Source organism: Paenalcaligenes sp. (assembly GCF_030152715.1).
GTDB lineage: Bacteria > Pseudomonadota > Gammaproteobacteria > Burkholderiales > Burkholderiaceae_B > Paenalcaligenes > Paenalcaligenes hermetiae.
Genome location: NZ_JASLIX010000129.1, coordinates 1 through 23513, shown reverse-complemented (window position 1 = coordinate 23513; position 23513 = coordinate 1). Strand labels below are relative to the sequence as shown.

Annotated in this window: 19 protein-coding genes and 4 pseudogenes; 20 read left to right on the top strand and 3 right to left on the bottom strand. The window is 45.6% G+C overall.

The genetic code is table 11. From position 1 onward, the window contains the following. Positions 1-1037: 1037 nt before the first annotated feature. From Q1V74_RS10575 to Q1V74_RS11270, 10 genes and pseudogenes are all read left to right on the top strand, one after another. Complete coding sequence (locus Q1V74_RS10575; RefSeq protein WP_300648743.1) at positions 1038-1412, top strand: ribbon-helix-helix protein, CopG family; 375 nt, start codon at positions 1038-1040, stop codon at positions 1410-1412. A 503-nt stretch (positions 1413-1915) separates the two neighbouring features. Beyond that, positions 1916-2194 carry a recombinase family protein gene (locus Q1V74_RS10570; protein ID WP_366524688.1) on the top strand — a complete coding sequence of 93 codons (279 nt, stop codon included), beginning with the start codon at positions 1916-1918 and terminating at the stop codon, positions 2192-2194. A 77-nt stretch (positions 2195-2271) separates the two neighbouring features. After that, positions 2272-2394 (top strand): helix-turn-helix domain-containing protein, encoded by a 123-nt coding sequence (locus Q1V74_RS11285; protein WP_366524687.1) that lies wholly within the window; start codon positions 2272-2274, stop codon positions 2392-2394. 49 nt (positions 2395-2443) lie between these two features. Then, positions 2444-4132 (top strand): RNA-directed DNA polymerase, encoded by a 1689-nt coding sequence (locus Q1V74_RS10565; RefSeq protein WP_300648741.1) that lies wholly within the window; start codon positions 2444-2446, stop codon positions 4130-4132. After that, positions 4125-5696, top strand: a complete 1572-nt coding sequence (locus tag Q1V74_RS10560; RefSeq protein ID WP_300648739.1) for a DNA polymerase — start codon at positions 4125-4127, stop codon at positions 5694-5696. The genes Q1V74_RS10565 and Q1V74_RS10560 overlap by 8 nt, the downstream gene beginning before the upstream one ends. 146 nt (positions 5697-5842) lie before the next feature. After that, positions 5843-5965: pseudogene (locus Q1V74_RS11280) on the top strand (DUF4102 domain-containing protein); the annotation flags it as partial. 161 nt (positions 5966-6126) lie between these two features. Beyond that, positions 6127-6378, top strand: a pseudogene (locus Q1V74_RS11275) (HNH endonuclease signature motif containing protein); the annotation flags it as partial. A 39-nt stretch (positions 6379-6417) separates the two neighbouring features. Beyond that, positions 6418-6819 carry a hypothetical protein gene (locus tag Q1V74_RS10550; RefSeq protein ID WP_300648747.1) on the top strand — a complete coding sequence of 134 codons (402 nt, stop codon included), beginning with the start codon at positions 6418-6420 and terminating at the stop codon, positions 6817-6819. Further along, a complete protein-coding gene (locus Q1V74_RS10545; protein ID WP_300648737.1) occupies positions 6816-7457 on the top strand; it encodes a hypothetical protein in 642 nt (213 codons plus the stop codon). Before Q1V74_RS10550 ends, Q1V74_RS10545 begins: the two co-directional genes overlap by 4 nt. Next, complete coding sequence (locus tag Q1V74_RS11270) at positions 7421-7741, top strand: nucleotidyltransferase domain-containing protein (RefSeq protein WP_366524686.1); 321 nt, start codon at positions 7421-7423, stop codon at positions 7739-7741. The genes Q1V74_RS10545 and Q1V74_RS11270 overlap by 37 nt, the downstream gene beginning before the upstream one ends. Before the next feature lie 1801 nt (positions 7742-9542). Here Q1V74_RS11270 and Q1V74_RS10540 read toward each other — a convergent pair. Continuing rightward, the gene (locus Q1V74_RS10540) at positions 9543-10370 is read right to left on the bottom strand and encodes an AraC family transcriptional regulator (protein WP_300648735.1); all 828 of its coding nucleotides are present in this window, start codon (positions 10368-10370) and stop codon (positions 9543-9545) included. Positions 10371-10449: 79 nt separating this feature from the next. Between Q1V74_RS10540 and Q1V74_RS10535 the strand changes: the two genes are divergently transcribed. Continuing rightward, entirely contained in the window at positions 10450-11685 is a 1236-nt protein-coding gene (locus tag Q1V74_RS10535) for an MFS transporter (RefSeq protein WP_300648733.1), read from the top strand. A gap of 270 nt (positions 11686-11955) precedes the next feature. Here the strand turns inward: Q1V74_RS10535 and Q1V74_RS10530 are convergent. Next, positions 11956-12281, bottom strand: a pseudogene (locus tag Q1V74_RS10530) (LysR family transcriptional regulator); the annotation flags it as partial. A gap of 332 nt (positions 12282-12613) precedes the next feature. On the opposite strand from Q1V74_RS10530, the pseudogene Q1V74_RS10525 reads away from it, so the two are divergent. The 5 genes and pseudogenes from Q1V74_RS10525 to Q1V74_RS10505 form a co-directional block, all read left to right on the top strand. Continuing rightward, a pseudogene (locus Q1V74_RS10525) lies at positions 12614-12852 on the top strand (integrase); the annotation flags it as partial. A 1151-nt stretch (positions 12853-14003) separates the two neighbouring features. After that, positions 14004-16007 (top strand): hypothetical protein, encoded by a 2004-nt coding sequence (locus tag Q1V74_RS10520; protein ID WP_300648731.1) that lies wholly within the window; start codon positions 14004-14006, stop codon positions 16005-16007. A 5-nt stretch (positions 16008-16012) separates the two neighbouring features. Then, positions 16013-17236, top strand: a complete 1224-nt coding sequence (locus Q1V74_RS10515; RefSeq protein ID WP_300648729.1) for a hypothetical protein — start codon at positions 16013-16015, stop codon at positions 17234-17236. A gap of 8 nt (positions 17237-17244) precedes the next feature. Then, positions 17245-17628 (top strand): hypothetical protein, encoded by a 384-nt coding sequence (locus Q1V74_RS10510; protein WP_300648727.1) that lies wholly within the window; start codon positions 17245-17247, stop codon positions 17626-17628. Beyond that, positions 17621-19369: an AAA domain-containing protein gene (locus Q1V74_RS10505; protein ID WP_300648725.1), complete on the top strand. Its 1749-nt coding sequence runs from the start codon at positions 17621-17623 to the stop codon at positions 19367-19369. The genes Q1V74_RS10510 and Q1V74_RS10505 overlap by 8 nt, the downstream gene beginning before the upstream one ends. A gap of 7 nt (positions 19370-19376) precedes the next feature. Here Q1V74_RS10505 and Q1V74_RS10500 read toward each other — a convergent pair whose 3' ends face one another. Continuing rightward, the gene (locus tag Q1V74_RS10500; RefSeq protein WP_300648723.1) at positions 19377-19997 is read right to left on the bottom strand and encodes a hypothetical protein; all 621 of its coding nucleotides are present in this window, start codon (positions 19995-19997) and stop codon (positions 19377-19379) included. Positions 19998-20152: 155 nt separating this feature from the next. Here Q1V74_RS10500 and Q1V74_RS10495 point away from each other — a divergent pair, with 155 nt between their 5' ends. The 4 genes from Q1V74_RS10495 to Q1V74_RS10480 are packed head-to-tail and all read left to right on the top strand — an operon-like array spanning position 20153 to position 23424. Then, positions 20153-20275 (top strand): hypothetical protein, encoded by a 123-nt coding sequence (locus tag Q1V74_RS10495; RefSeq protein WP_260649640.1) that lies wholly within the window; start codon positions 20153-20155, stop codon positions 20273-20275. A gap of 1 nt (position 20276) precedes the next feature. Beyond that, complete coding sequence (gene hemC, locus Q1V74_RS10490; protein ID WP_300648721.1) at positions 20277-21218, top strand: hydroxymethylbilane synthase; 942 nt, start codon at positions 20277-20279, stop codon at positions 21216-21218. A 2-nt stretch (positions 21219-21220) separates the two neighbouring features. Continuing rightward, positions 21221-22015: a uroporphyrinogen-III synthase gene (locus Q1V74_RS10485; protein ID WP_300648719.1), complete on the top strand. Its 795-nt coding sequence runs from the start codon at positions 21221-21223 to the stop codon at positions 22013-22015. 26 nt (positions 22016-22041) lie between these two features. Further along, the gene (locus tag Q1V74_RS10480) at positions 22042-23424 is read left to right on the top strand and encodes a uroporphyrinogen-III C-methyltransferase (protein ID WP_300648717.1); all 1383 of its coding nucleotides are present in this window, start codon (positions 22042-22044) and stop codon (positions 23422-23424) included. The last annotated feature ends 89 nt before the right edge of the window (positions 23425-23513 follow it).

Genomic DNA, 23513 nt, shown 5'->3' with positions numbered 1-23513 from the left:
TGATAAAAAACAGCACCAAAAAGAAGGGGATACGCAAAGGTCGTGCTTGTTTAAGTTATGAATTATTAGCCATAGAAGGTGCTGATCGTTTAGCCTAGTGATGCATATCCTTAATGCATAGAAGCTGGTCCTTCATGTACGGGTATTTATCCCCGTTATACGGGAATCGCTCGTTTTCTATGTCTATTGATCACCTAAACCTGGCGCTAGAAGGTCGTAAAAGTCGTTTCTAGGCCTTTTTTCATGAATTAGGGGTCAAGGGTAGCGTAAGTCCGTTTTATCGTTAAATACGGGCTATTTGAGGCGCGAGCTTGGGTTTGCAGGCATTGTTTGTAAAGCCTTGAGGGTTTATATGTCAGACAGTTAGGTTAAAGTACGCCATTTTTGGTGTGGGTGGCTTAATGTGAAATCCAAAATAGGGTGTAGCGCAAATTTAGTGCTTGTTTAAGTAGATTGTTAGACTTGAATGTTTAGCCTAGTGATGTAGATCCTTAATGCAGGGACGTTGGTCCCTCATGTACGGATATTTATCCCCGTTATACGGGAATCGCTCGTTTTCTGTGTCTATTGATTACCTAAATCTGGCGCCAGAAGGGTGTGAGAGCTGTTTCTGGCCCTTTTTACGTACATGAGGGGCCCCAGGTAGTGCGAGTCCATTTTATCGTTAAATACGGGCTATTTGAGGCGCGAGCTTGGGTTTGCAGGCATTGTTTGTAAAGCCTTGAGGGGTTATATGTCAGACAGCCAAATTAAAGCACGTCATACAAGTCTTTTTCTTTTGGTGCTGGCGGTTTAATGCGATTTAGTGCAATTTAACGCGATTCAATGCGATTTAATGCGATTTAATGCGATTTAACGAAATTAAGGCCTTAGTGGATATAAGGTTGCATTACTTCGCGCTCAATAGAATGGCAAGATGTGTGTTGTGGGCCCACAAGCTGCGCTTGTCGTCACCCAACACCTGATCGACTCGCTGTAGCTCGACGACACGCTTGCTCTGCGAGGCATACCGGTGCTACCGCACCAGAGAGGAAAACATGGAAGAAAAAAGAAGTGGAGCCTATGGCTCAAGACCAAGGGGGAAGTACATTAAAGTTTTTGTAACGTCAGAAGAAATGTCAGAAATTCAAGAAAAAGCAAAGATGTCAGGCTTATCGATGTCTGCCTTTCTGCGAGCGCTTGCCTTGAATCAGAAAGTACGTTCTGTTTTAGATCTGCACGCTGTAACCGATATGGTGAAAGTGAATGGAGATCTGGGTAGGGTGGCAGGTTTGTTAAAGCTTTGGCGGCTAGAAAAACATGGTCATGGCGCTTCGGCACATTCTGTTGACGTGTTGATGAATGATTTTCGATTGCTTCAAAAGAAAATGAGGGATTTGATGCACAAGGCCTTAAAGGGCCCGCGCTATTGAGGGTGGCTTAGAGAGAATTGAAAAGGGTTCTACGAAGCATCTCTCGTGTTTTAGTGAGCGCGGATAGTCCGTACATTGGGTGCTGTTTTCGTACATTGGGGGCTAAGTCCCGTACATTAGGGGCCAGGGTTCCTTGCAATTCATTGTTTTTAAATGTTTTTTGGGTTGTTCGTAGCTAAAGCTTTTGAAATTCTTTAAATCTTCTAAAACCCAAGTCGGCAGCTTTTGATTGGGATAGGGATTTATGGATAAAGGGAGAGGCACTAAAAAGATGATGGCTTGCTATGAGTGATGGTTAAAGCGAGTTTAATAAATGGTGATTCTCCAGGTGTGTATAAGCAATACGGCTTTAGTTTTTAAAAGTCTCTTTTTGTGTTAATTTGGTAATTGGTTTTTCAGTGTTTAGATTTAGTTAATGAATCAACGAGTAGGGTACGCACGTGTAGCAGCAGATGATCAGCACCTAGACTTGTAGCGCGACGCGCTCCAGCAGGCTGGGTGTAGTGTTATCTACGAAGAGGCAGCCAGGGGCAAGAACGCAGCACGGTCAGAGCTTGAATAGTGACGTCAAACGCTTCGTGCAGGCGGATACTCTGGGAGGTTGGCGACTAGATCGACTCGCGCGAAGCCTACCTGATTTTTTTCGGATCATGAGCGATCTTGAGCGGTGTGGTGTCGGGTTTGAGAGCTCGACTGAAAATATTGAAACCAGCGGCGCAGTGGGCAGTCAGGTTGTTAGTGTATTTATGGCACTAGCCAAGTTCAAGCGTAGCTTTATCTAAGAAGGAGCGCATGCTGGCTTTACCGCTGCGCGCGAGGCCGAGCTGGTGGTCGCAAGCCAAAGTTAGGCTAGGAATAGGTGTGGGAGATCAAAGATCTATTACGTAACCCTGAAATTAAAGTGGTCGATGTGGCGAGACACTATGGGGTCTTCAGAACCACGCTTTACAAATATGTCGGCATAGTTACTCCAATCAAGTAGATCTGCGAGGGAAATGATGGGAGATAGGTGGATTGAGGAAAAAGCTCAAATGTATAGAGTTGAAAACGCAGAATATGCACTTGACCCTGAGTTTTGGCTGAGCGGCCAAGCACTTGGTTTTCCGATTCACTTTAATCTTGTGCTCAGACATCTGCGCCAGGATATGCGTGATGACTGGTATTTCGACTGTTTGCAGTACGATGACCTATTTAATAATTCAGCTGACGCTAAGAAAATAATTATATCGCTCCTCCAGAAGTGGAATGGTGTTTATTGTGGCACTCGCAGTGTTGTTCGAAATATACCGAAGAAGGGGTTCGGAGAGCGTTATGGTTTAGAAACTGATTTCTTTGATCGGTTTTTATATCAGGCTATTTGCAGCTTCCTAATTCCTTTCTACGACCCACTTCTAGGACATCGCGTCCTGAGCTATCGCTATGACCCAACACCATTAAATTCGAAGTACTTATTCAAGAACAAGATTGACCGTTGGTTTACGTTCGAAGGTGTAAGCCTAACTTTTCGTAGATCAGGACGCTATCTTCTTGTGACTGATTTGAGTAATTTCTTTGAAAACGTGTCGCGTGTACAAATAATAAATGCACTTGAAAAAGCAGTTCCAGATCTTGCTGCAACAGGTCCAGAGAAGCTACAGATTCGCAATGCAATTGCTACCCTCGATCGTTTGCTAACCCAATGGACGTACAGTGGAGATCACGGTCTTCCGCAGAACCGAGATGCATCCTCTTTTTTGTCTAATATTTTGTTGGCAGCTGTTGACAGAGAGATGACGAGGAAGGGCTACGATTACTATCGTTATGTGGACGACATACGTATCATTGTGGACTCCGAAGTGCACGCGCGGAGAGCATTACAAGATTTAATTAGAGAGCTTAGAACGGTTGGTCTAAATATTAACGCTAATAAAACCGAAATTCTTTCACCGGATGCCTCGAGCGAAAAAATTGCTGAGTATTTTCCCTCGCAGGATAGCTCAACAATGGCAATTGATCAAATGTGGCAATCTCGCAGTCGTCGCATTGTGACAAAATCTGTGAGTTATATTTTTGAGATTTTGAGTAGTTGTATAGCTACTGGAGACTCGCAGACTCGGAAATTTCGTTTTGCAGTGAATCGGGTTGCACAGATAGTTGAATCTGGGCTTTTTGATGTTGGTGATACATTATCTATCGAATTGCTCGACACATTGTCTAGGTCCCTATCCGAACACGCGGTCACGACCGATCAGTACTGTCGATTAATAGCAGCTTTGGACCGGGAGGGTCGCTGTATGCCCGCATTGGCGGGGTTCTTGCTTGCTGAAGAGACTGCTATTCATGATTGGCAGAACTACAACATCTGGATGTTGCTGGCGACGCGCAGATATTGTTCTGACGAACTAGTGGAGCTCGCTGAACGAAAGCTTACTACGGATGTTAGGTCGGGCGAGGCAGCCGCTATATTAATATGGCTTCGCTGTGTAGACCAAAAGGAACTCATAGGGCGATGTATTAGTGAGTTCGGATCCTTGCCTTACCAAAATGCTCGTTATCTTCTTATAGCTTCGTCGATACTTGACCAGGATGTGGTGCGCCCTCTCTATGGCAATGTGCCGATTTACTTACAGGGAACCAGTCGTCGGGCTGAAGCTCACTGTGACGACGAAGGTCTCCCGTTTGTAGTGCGTGAAAGAATAAGTCTGTTGAACCTTGCTGATGAGGTTAGTGAGTATGACTGAATTAGATTATAGACTTATGCTTTTTGTAAAAGACTTCACTGATAAGGGTGCAGAAAAATATTACTGGTTTAAAGAGAATCAGCTCGAAGAAGTCGATGCTGCCAGTATCATCGCGTTTGAGGGTGTAGTGGTATGCCATGATTTTTGGATGATTCGAGATGTTATATTCGATAGCACTGGAACACTTCCTGAAGTGATCGTCGATGTTGACGAATTCCGCATCTCTATTAGCGGCTTACCTGAGGATAGAATTGATCGTGAAAAGCGTAGCGTAGCGACTCATCTTGTGCAGTATGGTGCAGAAGAGGAGGTCTGTGATACCTACTGGAGGATGTTCAATAAGGGAGAAGAGTATGATACGGACGTTGCTATTAAGGTGGCGAAAGCGATCGAGGCAATGTATCTTGATCTCTGCGAGAAGGCCTCTTCAGCTAATGAGCTAGAACGCTTCTTTAGTGTTGAGGTGCCAGTGTATCGTATTCTTCAGTTTTTCATGTCTAAGGGGGTTTTAATTAATACAACTGAGCTCTCGGAAAAGCGATCACAAGCGGAGCACGATTACTTCCTAGCCCTGAAGAACTATTCGGCGAAGCATGATATGCCGCTTGAGACTCCAACCAGGCGTGCTTTGGCGGCTAAGCTTTCTGCGGAAGGTTTTGAACTGGAGGAGGTCTCAGTCGAGTATCTCCTCGAGTTCGTACCTCATTCACGCGACTTTGGCAGTGACACTATGACGTTGCTTAATTTGGATGCAACTCGTCGCGTACTCAGCTCTTTAACATTAGCTTCTACTTTTATACGTCCTGTTATAGATGTATTTGGTTCGCGCACATCGCGAGTTCAACTCCGCAGTCCTAGTCTCCAGAATCTTCCGAAAAGGTACCGCTCCATTATAGTGGCTAGTAAGGGTGCCCAACTTAGCTACGTTGATTTTGATCAATTTGAGGTAGGAATTATGGCGGCTCTTTCCGGTGATGAGGAGCTTAAGAGGTTGTACGCTGCGGGTGATATGTATGATCTTTTTGCTACTGACCGCTTGGGTCTAAGTGGCAATAGAAAAGCCGCTAAGCAATTGTTTCTTTCCTATGCGTATGGAATGAGTAGGAAAGCGCTTATAGACGCAGCGTGTTCGTTTGGAGTTGAACGCAGAAAGGCTAAGGAAGCGTTTAAGTTATTTCAGTGTTATGAGAATTGGAAAAAGTTAGTATATGAAGAGTTTAAAAATAATAGCCGTGTGGCTACCTTGCTTGGCAATCACTATCGGAGATCTAGCACCAATGGGCAGCTTACAAGGAAAGAGCAGCGTTCGGTTGTGAGTCAGATCGTTCAAGGGACAGCATCTTTGATTTTCAAACGAGTATTAATAGCTGTCGCTTCTATCCCTGATGTGCGAATTGTGTTGCCAATGCATGATGCCTTGCTTTTTGAGCATACTCTAGTTGAAACACCGAATCGAGTAGTCGACGCCTTTGAAAGCGTTATGACCGATGTACTCGAGTCACAGGTTACTGGTAAAGCGTCTATTAGTGATTTCTTTGAACGCAGCCAAGTCTGTTCTTCTTAGGAGTTGTAAAAGCTTAAGATTCTAGGGTGAGGTGTACAGGTTAATCATTCAGCGGTTCACCTGAGACCCTTATAAGCTATTTCTTGATTGTTAGGGGCTGTGTTTTCATGGTGTTTATTATTGCTTTAATTATATGTGATTGATTTATAGTTTGTTTTTATGCTGTTGGGAATAGGGTGTGGCTTTATGCCGCTGTCACCCCTGCGGGTACTATTTCCTATAGCAACCAGAGAGGACAGGAGACCATTACTTTTGGCCTCTACGGGCTTAAGGTGACATCACTTTGCCCGAGGAGTGTGAGTAGCGGGAGGCGATGTTGCTGGATTGGGTAGGTATGGTTGATGAATGGACTACTGAAAGTATTTGTTAATTGTCCCTGTATGTCTCCTTTGTAATATTTTTAGTTGCATCGAATTTTAGGCTGATAACAATGACAGGTCGTAAAAAAATACCCACAGACACTAAACTTCGGCTGTTCTCGGAGGCTGCAGGCTACTGCCAACGTCCTGATTGCCTTCAGCCCCTTTTTCCCGCTGAGATGGGAGGGGACAAGCATATAGCTGAAATGGCTCATGTGATTCCGCATGGAGAAACGGGACCACGTCATGGAGAAAGACCTGTTGGAGAGTTTGAGACCGATTCCTTTGAAAATCTTATCCTATTGTGCCCGACCTGTCATACGATCATCGACAAGGAGCCTGCCGGATATAGCCGGGGTACGTTGTTAGGTTGGAAAAGTAATCACCTTGCTGCTTTGGCGCATAAGCAAGGAATTCGAGGCTATGATGAACGAGGTCAAGTTCGATGCGCTGTGGTCGCCGCTATGGCTGAAAACAAAGCCGTATGGAAGGAGTTCGCACCATCCGATGGTTCGAGTTTCGAATATGATCCGGAGTCTGAGGCGGCTAAGACATGGGTGCAGAGGGTGAGAGGTGTCATTTTGCCTAATCATTTCCGTATTCAGGCCATTATTTGTGCAAACCAGCGACATATGACAGAGGTTGAGTTGCAGACGTTCGCCCGATACCAAGAGCATGTGCGAGGCCTCTCCGAGCGTCACGTTTGTGGTATCGCCGGTAGCGCTATCCGTTATCCGACAGAAATGGATGGAATCTTCTCATGAACTGGCAGGTTAATTTTGCACTGAAATATATTCAAGACACCCATAAAGATGCGTCAGTAAAACATGTTTGCGATAACGTTCTCAGAATTACGATGCCTCATAAACCCGCCGTAGTGGCTGTTATCTTGGCCGATTACACGATCAACACTGAGATGGCGATGCAATACCATACGGATTTCCCAGACATGAATTTCCTATGTGGATATCGAAAGGAGTGTGTTTGGGAAGGTGGAGCGATCAGATATTTGGAAGACAATGCAATAGGTTGGGGAAGTGCCGGCACACTTAGTTCCGCCGTTTACAAAGGTGATGCGAGGAGTGCTGCTCATAAGGATTACTTCTTTTCCTATCGGCTCATCAGACAGATGAAGTCTATTAAGAAGATCGAGAGAGAATTTGATCGAGTATTCACGGTGACACCCGCCGTTGGGCGTACTTTCCGTGTAGGTATGATTATGGAATATGAACCGACAGCTGATGCCATTCGTACTTTCTGGGATAGGTTTGGTCCTATTGATATTGCCTGGAATATCAACCCCAATGGGAATCCCACTCAGAGTGCGATCAAAGCAGGAGCTGAGCTTGGGTGTGAGGTGATGAAATGGGACGAGTTAAAGATGCGGTTGCAGAGCCAGTGATAACGGCATGTGAGGTTGCGAGATATATACTAAGATCCTGCGAGTCCTTGCGAGAGTTCGAGTCTTACATGTTTGGCTCTTCATTATCTGGGGTGGGCAGTGATTTCGATATTTTGATTATTGGCCCGGCTGGTGAGCCGTTATCCCGCCTAAAGGCAGAATTGAGATTTGCAGGAAAGGAGCTGCCGCTTGACGTTCTATATATGCTGCCGACAGAGGCGGATGAGACTAGATTTGTTACGAGTGCGGGGTGTATATCTCTTTCGCAATTGGCGCGAAAATAAAATGTATTGGTTTTAGCCTAATAGATCGGGCTGAGCATGTGGGATTAAGTTTGGGTCAGGCTGTTTTAACCGCTAAAATTTTTCGTGACGTTCTCAATCCTTTAATTGGAGTAGTTTAGGCGTCGAGAGCAATGGTTTCAGCATTTTCGATACCGTCTGACATTTGATGCTCTATTTTTTGATATCTCTGACTGATTGAGTCTGCTTCACTGGAATATCGCTATTGCTTTTTGCGGTCTATTGGTTTTGAGTCCACTACCAAACGCGTTTGATTGTGTGGCTCCAAATCAGGCTGGCCCAAGATACGAGTGTTCCGATAAACCGTCGGTCTCTTGAATTCTGCTGATCCTTTGTTTTAATGAATCCACGTATGTAACTCTAGATCCTGGAGCACTACGGTATCAAGCTCTACTGTAAACACCATATTTATACATTTCACTGTCTCTTTGATATATTCGGCACTACTAGCCCAGAGCTTTTTTCTTCAATAGTTGAAATGCTGCGTCGATTTTATTCTTTAAGATACATTACTTGATACTCGAGGTCTTGCGACCAGCATTAAAAGGCTATCGTATATGTTTTTCCTGTCTCGATACATAAAAATATCAAATGTATAGCGTGTATTGTCTGGGTCTGCAACAGCCTGTATGCAGTCCGATAAGAGTGCTGGGTAGTTCTTTATATAGTTTACTTCATGTTTTTTGTCGTTATCGCGGATAGCAGCCACTCTGATGGCTAGCAGCTTAGCGAGTGTGAAGTAGCGCTAGAGGTTGTTGATATAGATTGAGATTAAATAAATACTATCGACGTTAGGGTTGTATTTAGGGGCGTGAATTTTGTTGCATTTCACCATCTCAGAATAAGCTCTGCAGTTTTTGAAGAAAGCTCCTTTAAGTTAGTGGGTTGAGGTGGAGAGTCTCCGCTTAGGATCAAAAGTCTCTGTGGATTTAGTTGTGTAACAATGAAACTATTATGCTAGCGAGAAAAAGCTGCTTCCTGCTACAGGAGCGACTTCGATCAATCAATTTACGTATATGTACTTGGCTTAGGTGGTTCTCAGACTCCTCTAGCAAAAGCGCGTTAAGTGCATGCTCCTGATTGTGCAGCGTAAAATCTGTTTTAGTAAAGCATTGCCGATCCTCACACTTGCAATCCAAGGGGAGCCTTCGGTGATGATGTCGGTTTCGACGTTAGCTTTCGGGCTTGTCCTGAGCGAAGTTATAAGCATCCAGACCATTGTTGGGTGTTTTGAAGACACTGTCCTTGAGTTCCTTTCGCTGAGTAATGCTCGCATGTGAGACATGCATTGAACGCGTATACTCGCGTGTGACGTACTCGTTGTTCATTTGTGAGCTTTTGGTTAGTAAGTGTTGCAGCGGCTTTTTGTACGGAAACATAACCTCATCCGAAAATGTAATCCATAGTACTCAAAAGAAAAGGTGCCATGTTGCTGAGGGAGGGTTGCCTCAATTTCTTATATACTCATCTACAGGTTTACACACCATTTTTATGCCAAGCTGATCAGCATCCTGACTGTTGTTACGACTGGCTAGGCCGTGGCGTCCAGAGAAACCATTGAGATAAACCTCGATTAGAAGTTCTGGGGGAGGACGATACCTGTGCTAACTACGAGAAATTCGGCGATACAGACTGTGTTAAATAGAGTTTCTAGTCCAGTGCCCTCGACTTTATTACGACTGGCGCTTAACACAATATCTATTGTTTGTAGCGCAGAGCTCTTGCCAGCTTATAAATGTTAGTTTAACTACTCTAGCTGACTTAAAAGGTTTGATTTTTGTTCTCATGTGCCTGCTAGAAAAAATTGCTTTGCGCTTCTGCCAGTCATGCTTTTGATCAGGTGGTTTAATGCGCTTGGGCTACTGTAGTGAAGCTGATCTGCAATTTGACCGAGAGAGTAATTCTGTTGATTGAGTTTTACAGCTTGTGCCAGTAATGCAAGCTTTTTCCATTGTTGCCAGCTCATATTCAGTTCTTTTTTAAAAAGGCGTTGTACGGTGCTAGGACTTAATCCGTAAGGTGGTAATAAGGTAGTTAGAGTTTGATCTGCAGCTGGGTGTTGTAAAAAGTGTTGGCAAATCGCCCGTAAGCGTGGATGGGAAGGTAAGGGTACGGATAAAGGTTGTACAGGAGCTTGCTCAATTTCAGTTAAGAGGATTTGATTAAGTTGACCCATATATCGTTGTGAGTTTTGAGTGGCTTGCAGTTCAATCAGACGTTGTAGTAAAGCGTGAATAAAAGGGCTGCTATACAAGCAGCGTGGTTGGCGCCAAGATGAGCAAAGCGGTGTAGTCAGCGGTTGGATTGGGATGTCCTTAAGTTGTATTTGTACCGCGAGAAGCTGTGAGTCTTGTTGTATTTCAGTGTGGTGAGGGTGCCTAGGGGGCATCCAAACCATAGTTTGAGACGTAGCGTTACACACTAGTGATGTAGTGCGGATTTGAACTACCCCCCGCGTGCAGACGATGAGCTGCGCATAAGGGTGTTGATGATTTTTGACCGTAGTGTGTTTGGCGTGTTTCCGCAAAACCAACGTGATAGGCTGCTGCCTAGAAGGTTGATTAGTGGTTAGGGCCAGAGGAAGAACTTCTTTTTTTTGATTGATTTTCATTGCTTTTTGCATAAATTTCTAAAAACTGTCACCGTATCTCTTTATACACTGGTAGCTTTATTAGTGCGAGGTGTAAAAGATGAGTGACTATTCCTTACAAGAAAAACGGGTTTTTTATGCGTTGTTAGTTGGTGTGGTCTTACCTTTAATTGATACCACTCTAATTAATTTAGCAGTACCAACGATTCAAGCGGACTTAAATGCGTCTCTGCATCATATGCAATGGGTTGTTGCATTATTTAACTTAAGCGCGGCCAGTAGTTTGATCTTTTCGGCGTGGCTAAATGAGCGTTTTCTGCCGCGGCATGTTTGGTTGTTTTGTTTGAGTTTATTTACTTTTGTGACGGCTATGGTTGCTTTAGCTCCCCAGATATGGGTGCTGATGGTTGTCCGAGCGATCCAGGGTGCGTGCATTGGAATTATGTTACCAACCATGCAAACTTTGGTAGCGCAGTTGGTGGGGGTAAAGCGCATGAAAGGAGCCTTAGCTACTTTGTCCATACCAGCGGTTTTAGCGCCTTTGATTGCCCCCGTGTTAGGAGGGGGGGTGTTAGCGATAGGGCACTGGTCATGGTTATTTGCGGCACAGATACCTTTTTGTCTCCTAGCGATCGGGGTCGCGTATGTGTACTTGCCTAAAGCAGGCATGCATAACCTTCCGTCTAAACGTCATTTGGACTGGTTTTCTGCTTTATTATTGTGCCTGGCTATGCTTGCATTAAGTTATGGGCTAAATAGTATTCATTTGCTTCAAGGCCAGTTGTTTGTTGCGATAGGTGTGCTGTGCATTGCGCTTTATTATGTGAATCCCATAACGACTTCTACCCCCTTATTTGCTCCAGCTTTAGTGAAAAACCCCGTTTTTTTATGTCGATTAAGCTTAGTTTTAATTGGTGCTATGTTTTATTACGGAGGGGTTTTCTATTACCCGCTTGTGTTGCAAGCGGCAGAGGGAGGTTTTTGGGTAGAGTATGCCAGTGCGGCTTTGATGATACAGGCGTTAGGGGTATTAGTAGGACGACAGGGCCTGAAGTGGGAGCGAATTGATCGCTATGGGGATGCTCAGCAGTTGGTAGTGAGCTTGGCAGCCGCGTGTTTGTTAACCATTGCGCTCGTTTTAATTCCCACAGATTGGGTGGTAGTGTGGTTAAGTGTGATGGGGGTACGTGGTATTGCTGTGGGAGTTTTAACCATAGTGAGCTTAAGCTATGTATATAAAAACATGTCGGACAAGCTGAGTGCGCAAGTCAGTACATTATCTCGTTTAGCTACTTATTTAGGTGCAGCTGTGATTGTGTGTTTAGGAAATGGTTAAAGAGCAATGTACTGATTAAAGGAACTGCTAATTAAATGCCCCATACATGACTAGCTTGTTATAGGCGTGGTACCAGTTGGGCAAGTCTTATACATAGGCAACTATTATTCACCACTTACCGCTTGAATGATCTATTGTCTTAACCAATAATGTGCCGCATCACCATCTCGGCGCTGGTGCCAAACCAATTTGAAATTGAAAGGGGCAATGGCCAAAGGTGGTTCAAAAATTCGCTTTATTCCTGGGGCCATTGTTCGAAGAGAAGGAGGGCAGTTTGGGTAATAGGACTCGAGCTCCGTAATCCGACATCGCCAACGAAACAAGCGATGCATACTAGCAGGATCAAACGTAGGCGGTTCAAGCAGAGCTCCAAGCTGTTTTAATGCGTTGGTCAGTGCGGACAACAACTTTGCGGCTCTGGAGGTTAGCTCGAGTTTAGCAGATTGTCGCACCAGTAGCGGATCCTCAAAAATGCGACGCAGATGAGCTAGGGAGTAGCTAACGGCAGGTTGGCTTTTATGCAAACGTAAAGCGGCTCTAGAAACCTGTTTTTCCAGCAATAATGTATGCAGAGTGACCAATAGATTAAGGTCGATATGCCAGTCAACAAAAGTTAAAGGTAGTCTTTCAATTGGAATAGAGATTTATGGATAAGGGAGAAGCACCAAAAAGATGAAGGCTTATTATTAGTGACAATTAAAGAGTGCTCAACAAACAGCCATTTGTTGAGCGCATAAAAATTGCGTTGTTTCGATTTCGAAATCCGAGCTGGTTTGGCTGTATAAGGCATAAAAGGCTGCTAGGCCTACGGTAGTGAGCTGAAATCACCTTTGGACATAATGGCATCGGTGGTATCGCTTTGGCTGAGGCGCACCAGCAGCTGTTCATGCGCGTGAAGTTATGTTCCAAGTCTTTCGTTGGGAAATTGAGCAAGATCAATCTTAGTGAAGCCTTTTAGATGATCCTAAAGGGGCGAATGAAGCGACGTAATCCGTATTTGGTATTCTTGTCTCAGCAGGTGCTGGATATTTTTACTGCTTTAAAGACCTTTGCCGCTGGTTCAGAGTTTGCATTGCCGTCGCGGTACGATTTTGATGCGTACAGCGAGCACGTTATTGCATGAGGCCGGATAGTACTGACTGGGTTGAAAAACGCCTAGAGCACCAACACCATACACTTCGGATAATGATAGTAGATTGACTTTACCTTGCTCACTAGTATGTCCGGTGAAGTCTAAATCTTGGCTGTTAGAAGTAGAGCATTCTTCTGAGGGGACTAGTTGGTGTTCAACACGAGCAATATAGTAGACTTCATCGAGGTCACTCTGATCTAATTCTCCGTGTTCAAGTGCTAGTTTAATGCTGTGTTTCCACCATATAGGCTTATCTTCAATCCATGCCTGTATTTGTTCTATTGGTGTCATTGCTTTGCCCTGTTTTTGATGAGCCGACGAAATAAATTGTTGGCTTCTGTTAAATGATTTTAAAGATAACGTTGATGCTATTATGCCTGATTAGATTTCATCGTTAAGTCGAGTCAATTATGACTTTAGTGGTACTCAGGCACAGTACGGCACCAAATTCGGATGTCTCAAGTGCAGACGTTATTATGCTAAGCAGATAGATAGAAAGTGCGATGAGGCATTACGTATTGCTTTTAATAATAGTGAGTTCTCCACTTTTTGGTGAAGACGAGTTCGCCGTTTGCTATCCTCAGACTTGCAACAAAGGAGTGGTAAAGAATGCGTAGATTTCCCTCAATGAGATAGAGTACCTTCGCCGTGATGTGGCAGAAGCATCAGTATGGGCTAAGGCGGAGTTAAAGCGGCTATGAACAGCAAAAACCAAAAAATTCGCGTATGGTATAAGTGATGGCATCGATAAAAGCAAATTTTCTAACTAGCTGTTATATAGATGTATTTTCTTCTTATTGACCTTCGAGTGGGAATGATTCTATGTCTGGCACAGTCAGGCAATAAATAGCAGTCAATGCCCTGAAGCCCGCGTAATTGCGGGCTTTTTGGTTTTTAGGGGTGGTAGGGGCTGCACTGACTAACAGATTAAAGAGGCAGGTGAAGTTTGATCGTTTGAAGCAGAATTGGATTATTTTAAACCTAGCTTAACGGCTATATGTTTTCTAGACAGTCTACAGGATCGCTAGTGTGATCTACCCTTGAGGGATAAAAGCTGTTAAGGTTGCCATTAAAATTTTAGTGCTTGAGTGTTATTAACGAAACAAGGCAAAGCGACGATCGCATTTTAACGGAGGGTCGACACTGGTATTCGAGTCACTTCGTCAATTAATTTATTTAAAAGATTATGTCCCCCTCAAAAGAAAAAAAGGCTAAGCGTAATGCGGAAAGTATGGATTTTGTTTTTTCCGCTTCACTTGGTGGATTTAACCAGCTTCAGGGTGAGGCACTTAATAAGGCGCTGGCTGATTATAAAACTGGGATTATGAATTCAATCACTGCCAAAAGTGGTGGTTTGAAAAATCAAACTCTCGATGTTCAGCAGGGATTTACTGCTGAGGCTCACCATATGGGGTCATTTAACATTGAAGCAGCCGCCAAAGGGCAGCTTAATCATAACGCGACGCTCGATGTAGGTCAGGTCAACGACCCAGTAGCGGACATCCGTGTGAATACTCCAAGTGGTAGCCACGACTACCAGGTGAAGTTCTATCAGGATGGGGATTCAACGGCTGCAGCTCTATCTCCAAAGCGGTATGACACCGTTGGTAAAGTGGTTCCTAAAAATCAGGTTCAGGATGTAAAGAATGCAGCATCCAAGCGCGCAGCCAAGGCAGAAGGGAATCGTCCAGAGGTTGCTGATAGCTATAGAGATACAGCAGAAAAAGCTACTGATAAATTGTCGTCTCATGATGATCAGAACATCCAAAGCACAGGACTCAATCGCAAGGGTGGGGGTAGCGCTGAAGAGCTGGTCAAGGAGGCAAAAGAAAAGGGTGAAGGGCCTGACTATAAGGAAACAGCACGGGTTAGAGCGGAGTTTAATGGCATGCAGTACCGCAATGCCGTTAAATCTGGAGCTTTATCGGGAGCCACATTTGCTGCGGCAGGTGAGCTATATAGTATTTTGAGCAGTAATGAGCCGATGAGTAAAGAGCGCTGTATGGAGGCCGCGCAGAACATTGTGTTTAGTGCACTCAAAGGGGCGGGTCGAGCAGTAGCTGTAACCGGTGTCCAACACCTTGGCCAGATAATGACTGGTGCTGCAGCACAAGCGGCTTCTAAAGCAGCAGGTAGTGCAGCAGTCAAAGTCGGAGCTGCGTCAGTAGGGGGGAGCGTAGGTCAGCAATTAAGCAAAGGAAATGTGGCTGCTGCAACCGTGGCTATTGCCGTTTCATTAGGCGAAAATCTCTACAGGTTCAGCAACAAGGAGATTGATAGCATTGAGTTCGCTTCGTTCTCCATCGGAAGCACTATTCAAATTGTTGGTACTACCTGCGTCACTGGGCTGGCGGCGCCAGTGTCGGCGTTCCTTGGCCAGTTTATTGCCTCCAGTGTGTCATCTACAGCGGTACTGGGGACGACGCTTGGTGCGCTTGGACCTATCGCTCTTGGCGCCGTGTTCGCAATTGGGCTCTCGCTGGCTATTGGGGCGTTAGTTAATCATTTCCAAAGTGTTGGATCTAACACTGCAATTAAGGAAATGATGAGTGCAGCGGCTAAACTCGAGTCTGGGCAGATTACTTTGACTCAGTATGCAACTGCAGTTGGCACTTTATCGGAAAACAAATTCGTCTGGACCGATTGTCTCCCCTTTGCTGGCGCCGTCTCAGTGCTTTTCGAGTACAGTACCCGCAAGGAGCAGCTCAAATCTATCCAAGCTGACCTGCACCGTCGTTTAGACCAGATCGATCAGATGGAGCGTAGGCAGATGGAAGAGATGATGGAGCTGTTCAAATATCAGATCAATGCAATGGACTTACAGTATGAGCAAGCTAAACGCGAAGTGATCACTCAAGGAGCTGATAAGTTCGGTGAGATGCGTATCAGCTTAGACAGGCATTTGGAGCTGAACTATTTGCTGTTCACGCCTGTGATCAAGCAATATCAAAACGATACTAATTTGATCTCTGCTGAAAAGCAGAAAGAGAAGCAGGCCCAGATTCGAATTGATGCTTACATGAAGGAAATTGAGCATTTAAATGTGATGATTGATCGGGGTCTGACTAACAGTGTAGAGGATCAGCAATTTAAGCAGCAGCTTGATAGCGTACTGAAAGATCGGGTGAGTTTAATCATTCCTGCAACCAATGGATTCGATCAGGCCTACGAGTTTTTGCTGCAGGCGTAATCACTATGATTTTGAAAAAAATAATGCACTTTTTCTGCGGACGATCGTTGGAAAAAGAAGCGGCAAAGACAAATGACTTGATCCGTAAGGTAGAGCAGCACGAAAAGGCGGCAGTGGAGCGGCTGAAAGCTCAGGCACATGATTACCGGGCTCAGGTTGATGCGTACAAGAAGAAGCGTGATGCCGAGCTTAAGGAGCTTATTGCATTCATGAATAAGCAGCAGGGTTTGGCGGAAGCCTATGTGCCTCATTTGGGTGACTTTCAAGACAAGATATTTGTCTGCTTTGACTCTTGGCTGGATACCGTTGTCGCCGAGCAGAAAAGTCAATTGCTCAGCGAACGAATCTCCACTAAGTATTATATGTTGGATTTTATTACTGCCTTGCGGATGGAGCTAAATAAGCTTATCCAGCGTAATGAGCGCAATGAGTGGCGCAACATAATTAAAGAGCGTCCCATTCTCGTTAGTTCTGCATTTATAGAACGTACCGTACGTCAGGTTAATAGTAATCAAAAAAGCAATAGCGAGTCTATCCGTCACGACTTAAGGCGCTTGAAGAGCTATGCTATGACACTTCAGACGGAGATCAAGGAGCTGCGTCACGAGTTTGATCTAAAAACGCTCGCTTCGAGAGAGCTAATTGAGAAGCACAAAATCCATAAGGCCGCACTTAAAGATAAGTATAGAAAGTGCAGTAAACTTTTCGGCGATATCAAAGATAGCTTTAGTGATCACTTTGGCTCTGCAGCCACTGGAAGCGGCCTTGCCGACTCCTGGATTGCTGCGATTGAGCCTCCTATTACTTTGCCCAAGTTATTTCTAATGCATAAAAGGACAGCAGATACTCAGAGAGAATTTCAAGATAGGTTCAATGATTTAAATAATAACTTTCAAAATATTCGCTTCAGAATTGAAGCAAACCGTCGAAGAGGGGATTTCTCCACCCTTAATAAAGATAAGGCGACACGAGATAGGCTATTTTTAGAACGTAAAAAGGTAGGGGAAAGGTGGCGCGAGATAAGCACAGCTAGAAAAAATCTCTATGAGCGAGGCAATGAATTGAAAGAGATGCTGGGTAAACTGGACTCGTTACAGCCAGACGAGAGCATTCGCCGCGCCGTGCAGATCTTTGATATGGGCAAGGACTTTGACGTACATCGGGCCATTGGAATAAGCACCCGTGAAGAACGACGTAAATACTACGAACTCAAAAAACAAAACAAATAAGCCTCCACATGAAAACTGAAATTACTTTCCAGTGGCGCAAGCGTAATCTCAAAGAGTCGATTCTCGCGGTTTGCTATGCTGTGCGCCTTGGCTACACTTCACGTGATCAGCTTCTGAGCGCATTGCCCCAGTTCTCCAAATCTAGAATTTTATTATCTCTAGATGCATTGTTCTCAGCTAATATGGCCGATGTGAACATGGGCGTGCTTTCCATCAACTCAGATATGATCATAGTAGAGGAGCTCATCGACAAGCCTATTGAGCTACCTGTCTTAGTGATAGAAGATAAGGACAAGCTTAAGCTGGTCCGCAGCGTTATTATTAATCTTGGCTTCAACAATCCAGCTGGGGTAGAAACTCTCTTGAAAGCGAGGGTCAATTGCTATGGATGATACGAATAAGCACAAGCTGCCTCAATCTAGGTCTAAAGATCGAGTCTTCGATTTCCTTGATCACATGGATGACTGGCTGGAGTACCTAAGCAAAGTCCTAGCGCTTTCCAAAGATGATCGAAAAACGAGTGCTAAGTACGAGCGTCAGATCAGGTACTTAATCCGTTTTCGTCAGGGTGCTAATAGTAATATTAATCATAATCGGCTCCTATATCACTATTACAGTAACAAGAGCTCGAAGGAAAGCGGCAATGCCAGAATCAATGATGTCAAAGGTACTCGTCAGCATCGTCAAGTAGGCAAAGAAGCCGAGCAGAGGGCTAAAGAGGTAATTGCCGAGGCTAGTCAGGTAATGGCTCTGGATAATATGGCGCTGAAGATTGATGCTCCTATTCAGCAGGGTTATGCCAACACGGGTGATAATGCCTTCGAAATTATTAAGGCAGCGATGTCTTCAGAGGATTTGTATTTCTTACAGGGGCCGCCAGGCACGGGCAAGACGACTGCGATTGTGGAGATAATCCTGCAAACGATGAAAGCGAAACCGAATGCACGTATTTTGGTGGCTTCGGAAACGCATGTGGCAGTCGATAACGCATTGGATCGTCTGTGCCTCATTGGGGATGAATCCATTCACTCTAAGACGATACGCTATCCGCGCTATGTTATTACTGAGTATGAATCCCCCCATACGGCTGGGACGGCAGCGGAAATCCGAGCTAACGAGGTTTGGAATCAAGCGCTGGAGTTTGCCCCTCAGCTTACGAGCATGCTCTACAATATTTTGGAGCAAGGTGATGTCGACGATGGTGAGACAAAAGTTCCGCGTTGGCAATTCAAGAATCTGGCTGATAACCACCAAATTATTGGCGTCACTTGTAACCAGATTGATCACCTGCTGGACGAAGATAGTGAGGACTTCGATTTGGTAATTGTGGACGAGTGCTCCAAGGCAACACTACCTGAGTGGATCATGGCTCTTTGTGTTGGACGTAAGGGTATTTTGGTCGGAGATCATAAGCAATTGCCTCCTACCTTTTGTGAAGACGAGAGTGATGCACTGGATACACTGGTTGAGTCCAAAGCTCGACTGATTAGAGATGGCGTCATTGATAAGATTTTCGAGCATCTGCCGGCTACAATGAAGGGGCAGCTTACAAAGCAGTACCGGATGCTGCCCCATATTGGGATGTTTATTTCCGAGCACTTTTATCAAGGTAATCTTAGTCATCATCGTACGGAGACGGATCACGAGTTCACGCATTTTGGTTGGTTTACGTACAAACCCCGTGGGGTTCGCGTGCCGGCGCAGCAGGGTGGAGTGCTAGAGAATCAGCAAGAAGTCGAAATCATCACGCACAGACTGACAGAAATATACAGGCGTCGAAAAGCACTGGCCGCTCAATCTAAGCAGAGAAAACTTAGTGTTGCGGTGATCACCCCTTATCGCGCGCAACGCAAGGCATTGGGTGCTGCAATCAAAAGATTAAATATTAAAAAACATCTTGCCGTTGAAGTGGATACAGTGGATGCGTTCCAAGGACGCCAAGCAGATATTGTATTTTTCTCTTTTGTCCGCACAACTGGGCCTGCTACCTTTTATGCGGACTCTCGTCGAATGAATGTGGCCGTTTCGCGTGCACGCGATGCCGTCTATTTAGTAGGGGATCGGGATTATATAAAAAGTAAGAACATTGGTGTTTTGAATGCTTTGCTGAGTCTTGGTGTGGTCATTGAATAAGCCCAGACTAGTGTGGGCTCTGTGTGTTTGTTAGCCATTGGGTATAGGCTTTGTGGGTGGGAGGGCTTACGGAATCGAGAACTTTTTTATGATCGACTTTGTGGCGCACCATTAGGCGGGCATCGGCGACGGGGCGCGATCGACAAAACCAGTGACAGCTATGTTGAAATAAGTATAGCTCAGCGGAAAAGTGGTACGCGCGTGTTTTGGCATCCCAATTCGGCACGTTGTCGGCAACGTAACGAAAACCAGCAGCATGGATGTATAACAGTTTTCGGAAGTCGCGTTTCATAGAGGGGAATAGGCTTGTCAAAAAGGGCAGGTTATACGCCAAAACCCCCATGAGCGTACTGTTTTCAGCTTCGTGTTCGAAGGATTCTGCTAAGCGCTGAGCTTGTGCCGCTACCGCTTGCTCGGTTTGTGTTACTGTGGCAAAGATTTGTTCTTGTCGGCTAGGGTCAGCTTCTTGAATGGCACGGGAATAGGTTGTGGTTAACGTTTCCATGTGTTTTTCTAACTGCATAGTCGCCAAATGTCGACTAAGTAGCTGGATATGGTGGCGTTGATAACGTAGGCGCAAAACTTGCCCCATAATAAAAGCGATGAGCAGAGATAATGCAAAATTCACGGTTTTTATTCCTTAGTTTTGAGTCCTGTGAGCGTAATGGTATCTTATTTTGGCTAAAGGTATATGTTTAAGAGGGAGCGTCTCTCTATCTTAGCTAGCTTAATCGTTTTATACTTGGGGGTATAAATATGTCTAAACAGGCGAAAGGAAAACAAATGACTTCCTCTGAGAAAACACACAAAAAGGCAGAATCAGGCCTTTCTTTATTGCAAGGTCTTGCTATTTTAGGCGCCTTGGGTTTAATCGGTGCAGCGATTGCACGTTATTTTGCAGGGTAGTATGTCCACACCAAAAAAACTTGTTATTGCCACACGTGCCAGTCGTTTAGCGTTATGGCAAGCTGAGCACGTGCGGGATCGGTTACGTGCGCTCTATCCAGATTGCCAAGTAGAACTACTGAGCATGAGCACCAAAGGCGATCGTATTTTAGACCGCAGTTTATCTAAAATCGGGGGTAAAGGGCTTTTTATTAAAGAGCTAGAAACCGCATTATTGGATGGGCGAGCGGACTTAGCAGTGCACTCCCTTAAAGACGTCCCCTATGATGTGCCTGCACCATTTGCTTTGCCCGTCATTATGGAGCGTGATGATCCTCGGGATGCTTTTGTGTCGAATCACTATGCTTCATTAGCGGATTTACCTCATGGTGCGGTGGTGGGTACATCCAGCTTGCGTCGGGAATCGCAGCTGCGCGAGCGCTTTGCACATTTAACGATTAAACCGTTACGCGGTAATTTAGACACACGCTTAGCCAAGCTGGATGCAGGTGAATTTGATGCCATCATTCTGGCTACGGCTGGCTTGAAACGCTTGGGCTTAGCGGAACGTATTCGTTCAAGTATTGCTATTGATGACAGCTTGCCTTCTGCAGGTCAAGGGGCTTTGGGCATAGAAACGCATGCCGATCGTCAGGATCTACAAGCTTGGCTGGCGCCTTTGGTGTGTCAAGCCTCCACATATCGAGCTCAGGCCGAGCGCGCCGTGACGCGTGTGTTAGGTGGCTCATGTCAGGTACCTTTGGCGGCTTATGCTGAAATCGAAGGGGATCAACTTTGGGTTCGAGCCTTGGTTGCTGAGCCAGATGCTTCAGTGGTTTATCGGGCCGAGGCGCGTGGGCCGTTAGCCTCAGCGGAGGCCTTAGGGCAACAAGTAGGAGAAGACCTATTACAGCAGGGGGCGGATGAAATTCTAGCTAGGCTCTCTATTCCTACCGAGGATTAAATATGACCACGGTGGTTCTTACACGCCCAAAAGGAAAAAATGACAGACTGGCGCAGGCATTGTGCCAGTTGGGTGTTCAAAGCGTAGAGCTACCGGCCTTGGCCATTGCGCGCACTTTTACGGTTTTGCCTCAGGATTATGATCCTCAGGGCTTTGATTTGTTAATTTTTGTCAGTGCGCAAGCGGCACAGTTTTATTTAGAAGCGTTAACGGCGGCTGGAAAAACACTTGCTGCCGGTACTCGTATTGCGACAGTGGGAGCAGCCAGCGCCCAGCCTTTTTATCAGCAGCCTCAGCATTCTTCTTGGCAGCTGATTCATCCGCCGGCTTCGCATCCCCGCCAGGACTCCGAGGCCCTATGGGTGCTTTTACAGCCTTTACTTCCGGATGTGCAACGGGTATTGTTGGTTCGTGGCCAACAGGGCCGTGAGTGGTTAAGCCAACAGTTACTTGGCCAGGGGAAAATACTCACTCGTTGTTGCATTTATCAGCGCTTGGCAGCACAGTGGTCTGCCAAAGACGCTATACAACTACAGCCTGATTTGGTAAAACCCCAATCAGTTGTTTTTTTGTTAACCAGCTCTGAAAGCACGCGTTCGATATATCATAATATCGTACGTTTAGGATGGGAATCGCTGTGGCAGCAAGCCCAGTTCGTTGCTATCCATCCGCGTATAGCGGATTGTCTCATAGAGCTCAGCGCTTTTACACCAGCGCAAGCTGCTGCACAGATTCATGTGTGTGCGCCGACGGAAACCGCTATGCTAGAGGCATTACGGTCGGTAGCGCTGCCCTGATAATGCTTAACGGATACAATGAAATCATGACAGAAAAAAGCGATAAGACACAGCAGGTTGATAAATCTGCTACATCCAATAAGCCCAAAGCGGCTTCCGCTGCGCCCGCTCCCTCTCGTAAAAAGTCGACAGGTCCTGTGGTGTTAACAGTTATTGCTGCGGCCATTATTGGTGGTGGGGCTCTCTGGTATGTGCAGCAAAATCAGGAGCACATACAGCAGCAGTACCATACACAGCTTCAGCAAGTAGTCGCGCAAGCCCAAAAAAATCAAGAGACTTCCGCGCAAGCTTTGCAGCAGGTGCAAAATCAGCATCAGCAGTTACAGCAGTTGCAACAAGAGTTGGCTCATGCTAAAGAGCAGTTAGCTGATATGCGCGTGGCTTTGCAAACCATCAGTGATTCTGGCTCGGACCTTATGCTGCTTAATGATATCGAGCAGCTTGTGATCTTAGCCCAACAGCAATTATTGATTGGGGGGAATTTAGCCAATGCTATTGTGTCACTAGAAACCGCTCAAGCGCGATTGTCCCAAGCAAATCGTCAAAGCTTAGCTGTGCTGATTCAAACGCTTAATGGGGATTTGGATCGCTTACGGACGGCTCAGGTAGTAGATGTCAGTAGCATTACTGCTCAATTGGATCGTTTGGCTGATCTGGTTGATAAAGCACCGCTATATGTACCAGATGCCAAAAACAGCAATATTAATGGGCAGGTTTCTTCTACTATAGAGCCCGCAGCTGACACAGAGGTTGAGTCTAACGTGCCCATTGATGCCCCTTGGTGGCAAAAAACCTTATCCAACGCGGCTGAGCTAACGCAAAAAGGCTGGAAAACAATCAGTCATGATCTAGGGCAGTTTGTGAGTGTGCGCCGTGTTGATGATTCGGCGGCTTTGCTCATGTCTGCAGAGCAGGCGGATCGTTTTCGTGAGCATTTACGCTTGCGGATTACCATGGCACAGCTGGCGTTAATGACAAAGCAGCCTAAGGTCTGGCAAGCGGAAATGGGGCATGTGGTGGATGCGATTGAGCGGCGTTTTGATCCGAGTTTAGCGATTACGCAACGCGCCTTGTCGTTAGCCACACAACTTGCAGACACTAATATTGATGTTAAGTTGCCTACTATTGATAACACGTTGGCTGCGATAGAGAGTCTAAAACAAGCAGAGCAGTCTGACGCACCCGTTTCTGTGCCCGATTTATCCACCTCTGAGACAGATACAAAGTCAGCCCCTGCTGATGAGCCCAAAACCTCTGATGCTGCTCCAGAAACTAACCCAAAGGATCAGCCCGCAGCCGATAGTACTTCGACCGAGCCCGATCCTTTACCGGCGGATCAGCCTGAAAGCAGTACAGTGACTCACACGTTTGAGCTCCAGCATTCATCCACACGTCAACAGGTGGTGTAACTATGAAAACCTGGATTTGGACATGTATTGTATTTGTAGCGGCCGTAGCACTAGCGCTGGTGTTACGTGATCATAATGGTAATGTACTG

Excerpts from the sequence above, each read along its gene's own strand:
- Q1V74_RS10520 (WP_300648731.1), top strand. The coding sequence starts at position 14,004 with ATGTCCCCCTCAAAAGAAAAAAAGGCTAAGCGTAATGCGGAAAGTATG.
- Q1V74_RS11270 (WP_366524686.1), top strand. The coding sequence starts at position 7,421 with ATGGGACGAGTTAAAGATGCGGTTGCAGAGCCAGTGATAACGGCATGT.
- Q1V74_RS10560 (WP_300648739.1), top strand. The coding sequence starts at position 4,125 with ATGACTGAATTAGATTATAGACTTATGCTTTTTGTAAAAGACTTCACT.
- Q1V74_RS10545 (WP_300648737.1), top strand. The coding sequence starts at position 6,816 with ATGAACTGGCAGGTTAATTTTGCACTGAAATATATTCAAGACACCCAT.
- Q1V74_RS10515 (WP_300648729.1), top strand. The coding sequence starts at position 16,013 with ATGATTTTGAAAAAAATAATGCACTTTTTCTGCGGACGATCGTTGGAA.
- hemC (WP_300648721.1), top strand. The coding sequence starts at position 20,277 with ATGTCCACACCAAAAAAACTTGTTATTGCCACACGTGCCAGTCGTTTA.
- Q1V74_RS10495 (WP_260649640.1), top strand. The coding sequence starts at position 20,153 with ATGACTTCCTCTGAGAAAACACACAAAAAGGCAGAATCAGGCCTTTCT.
- Q1V74_RS10565 (WP_300648741.1), top strand. The coding sequence starts at position 2,444 with ATGTATAGAGTTGAAAACGCAGAATATGCACTTGACCCTGAGTTTTGG.
- Q1V74_RS10540 (WP_300648735.1), bottom strand. The coding sequence starts at position 10,370 with ATGAAAATCAATCAAAAAAAAGAAGTTCTTCCTCTGGCCCTAACCACT.
- Q1V74_RS10480 (WP_300648717.1), top strand. The coding sequence starts at position 22,042 with ATGACAGAAAAAAGCGATAAGACACAGCAGGTTGATAAATCTGCTACA.
- Q1V74_RS10535 (WP_300648733.1), top strand. The coding sequence starts at position 10,450 with ATGAGTGACTATTCCTTACAAGAAAAACGGGTTTTTTATGCGTTGTTA.
- Q1V74_RS10505 (WP_300648725.1), top strand. The coding sequence starts at position 17,621 with ATGGATGATACGAATAAGCACAAGCTGCCTCAATCTAGGTCTAAAGAT.
- Q1V74_RS10575 (WP_300648743.1), top strand. The coding sequence starts at position 1,038 with ATGGAAGAAAAAAGAAGTGGAGCCTATGGCTCAAGACCAAGGGGGAAG.
- Q1V74_RS10510 (WP_300648727.1), top strand. The coding sequence starts at position 17,245 with ATGAAAACTGAAATTACTTTCCAGTGGCGCAAGCGTAATCTCAAAGAG.
- Q1V74_RS10485 (WP_300648719.1), top strand. The coding sequence starts at position 21,221 with ATGACCACGGTGGTTCTTACACGCCCAAAAGGAAAAAATGACAGACTG.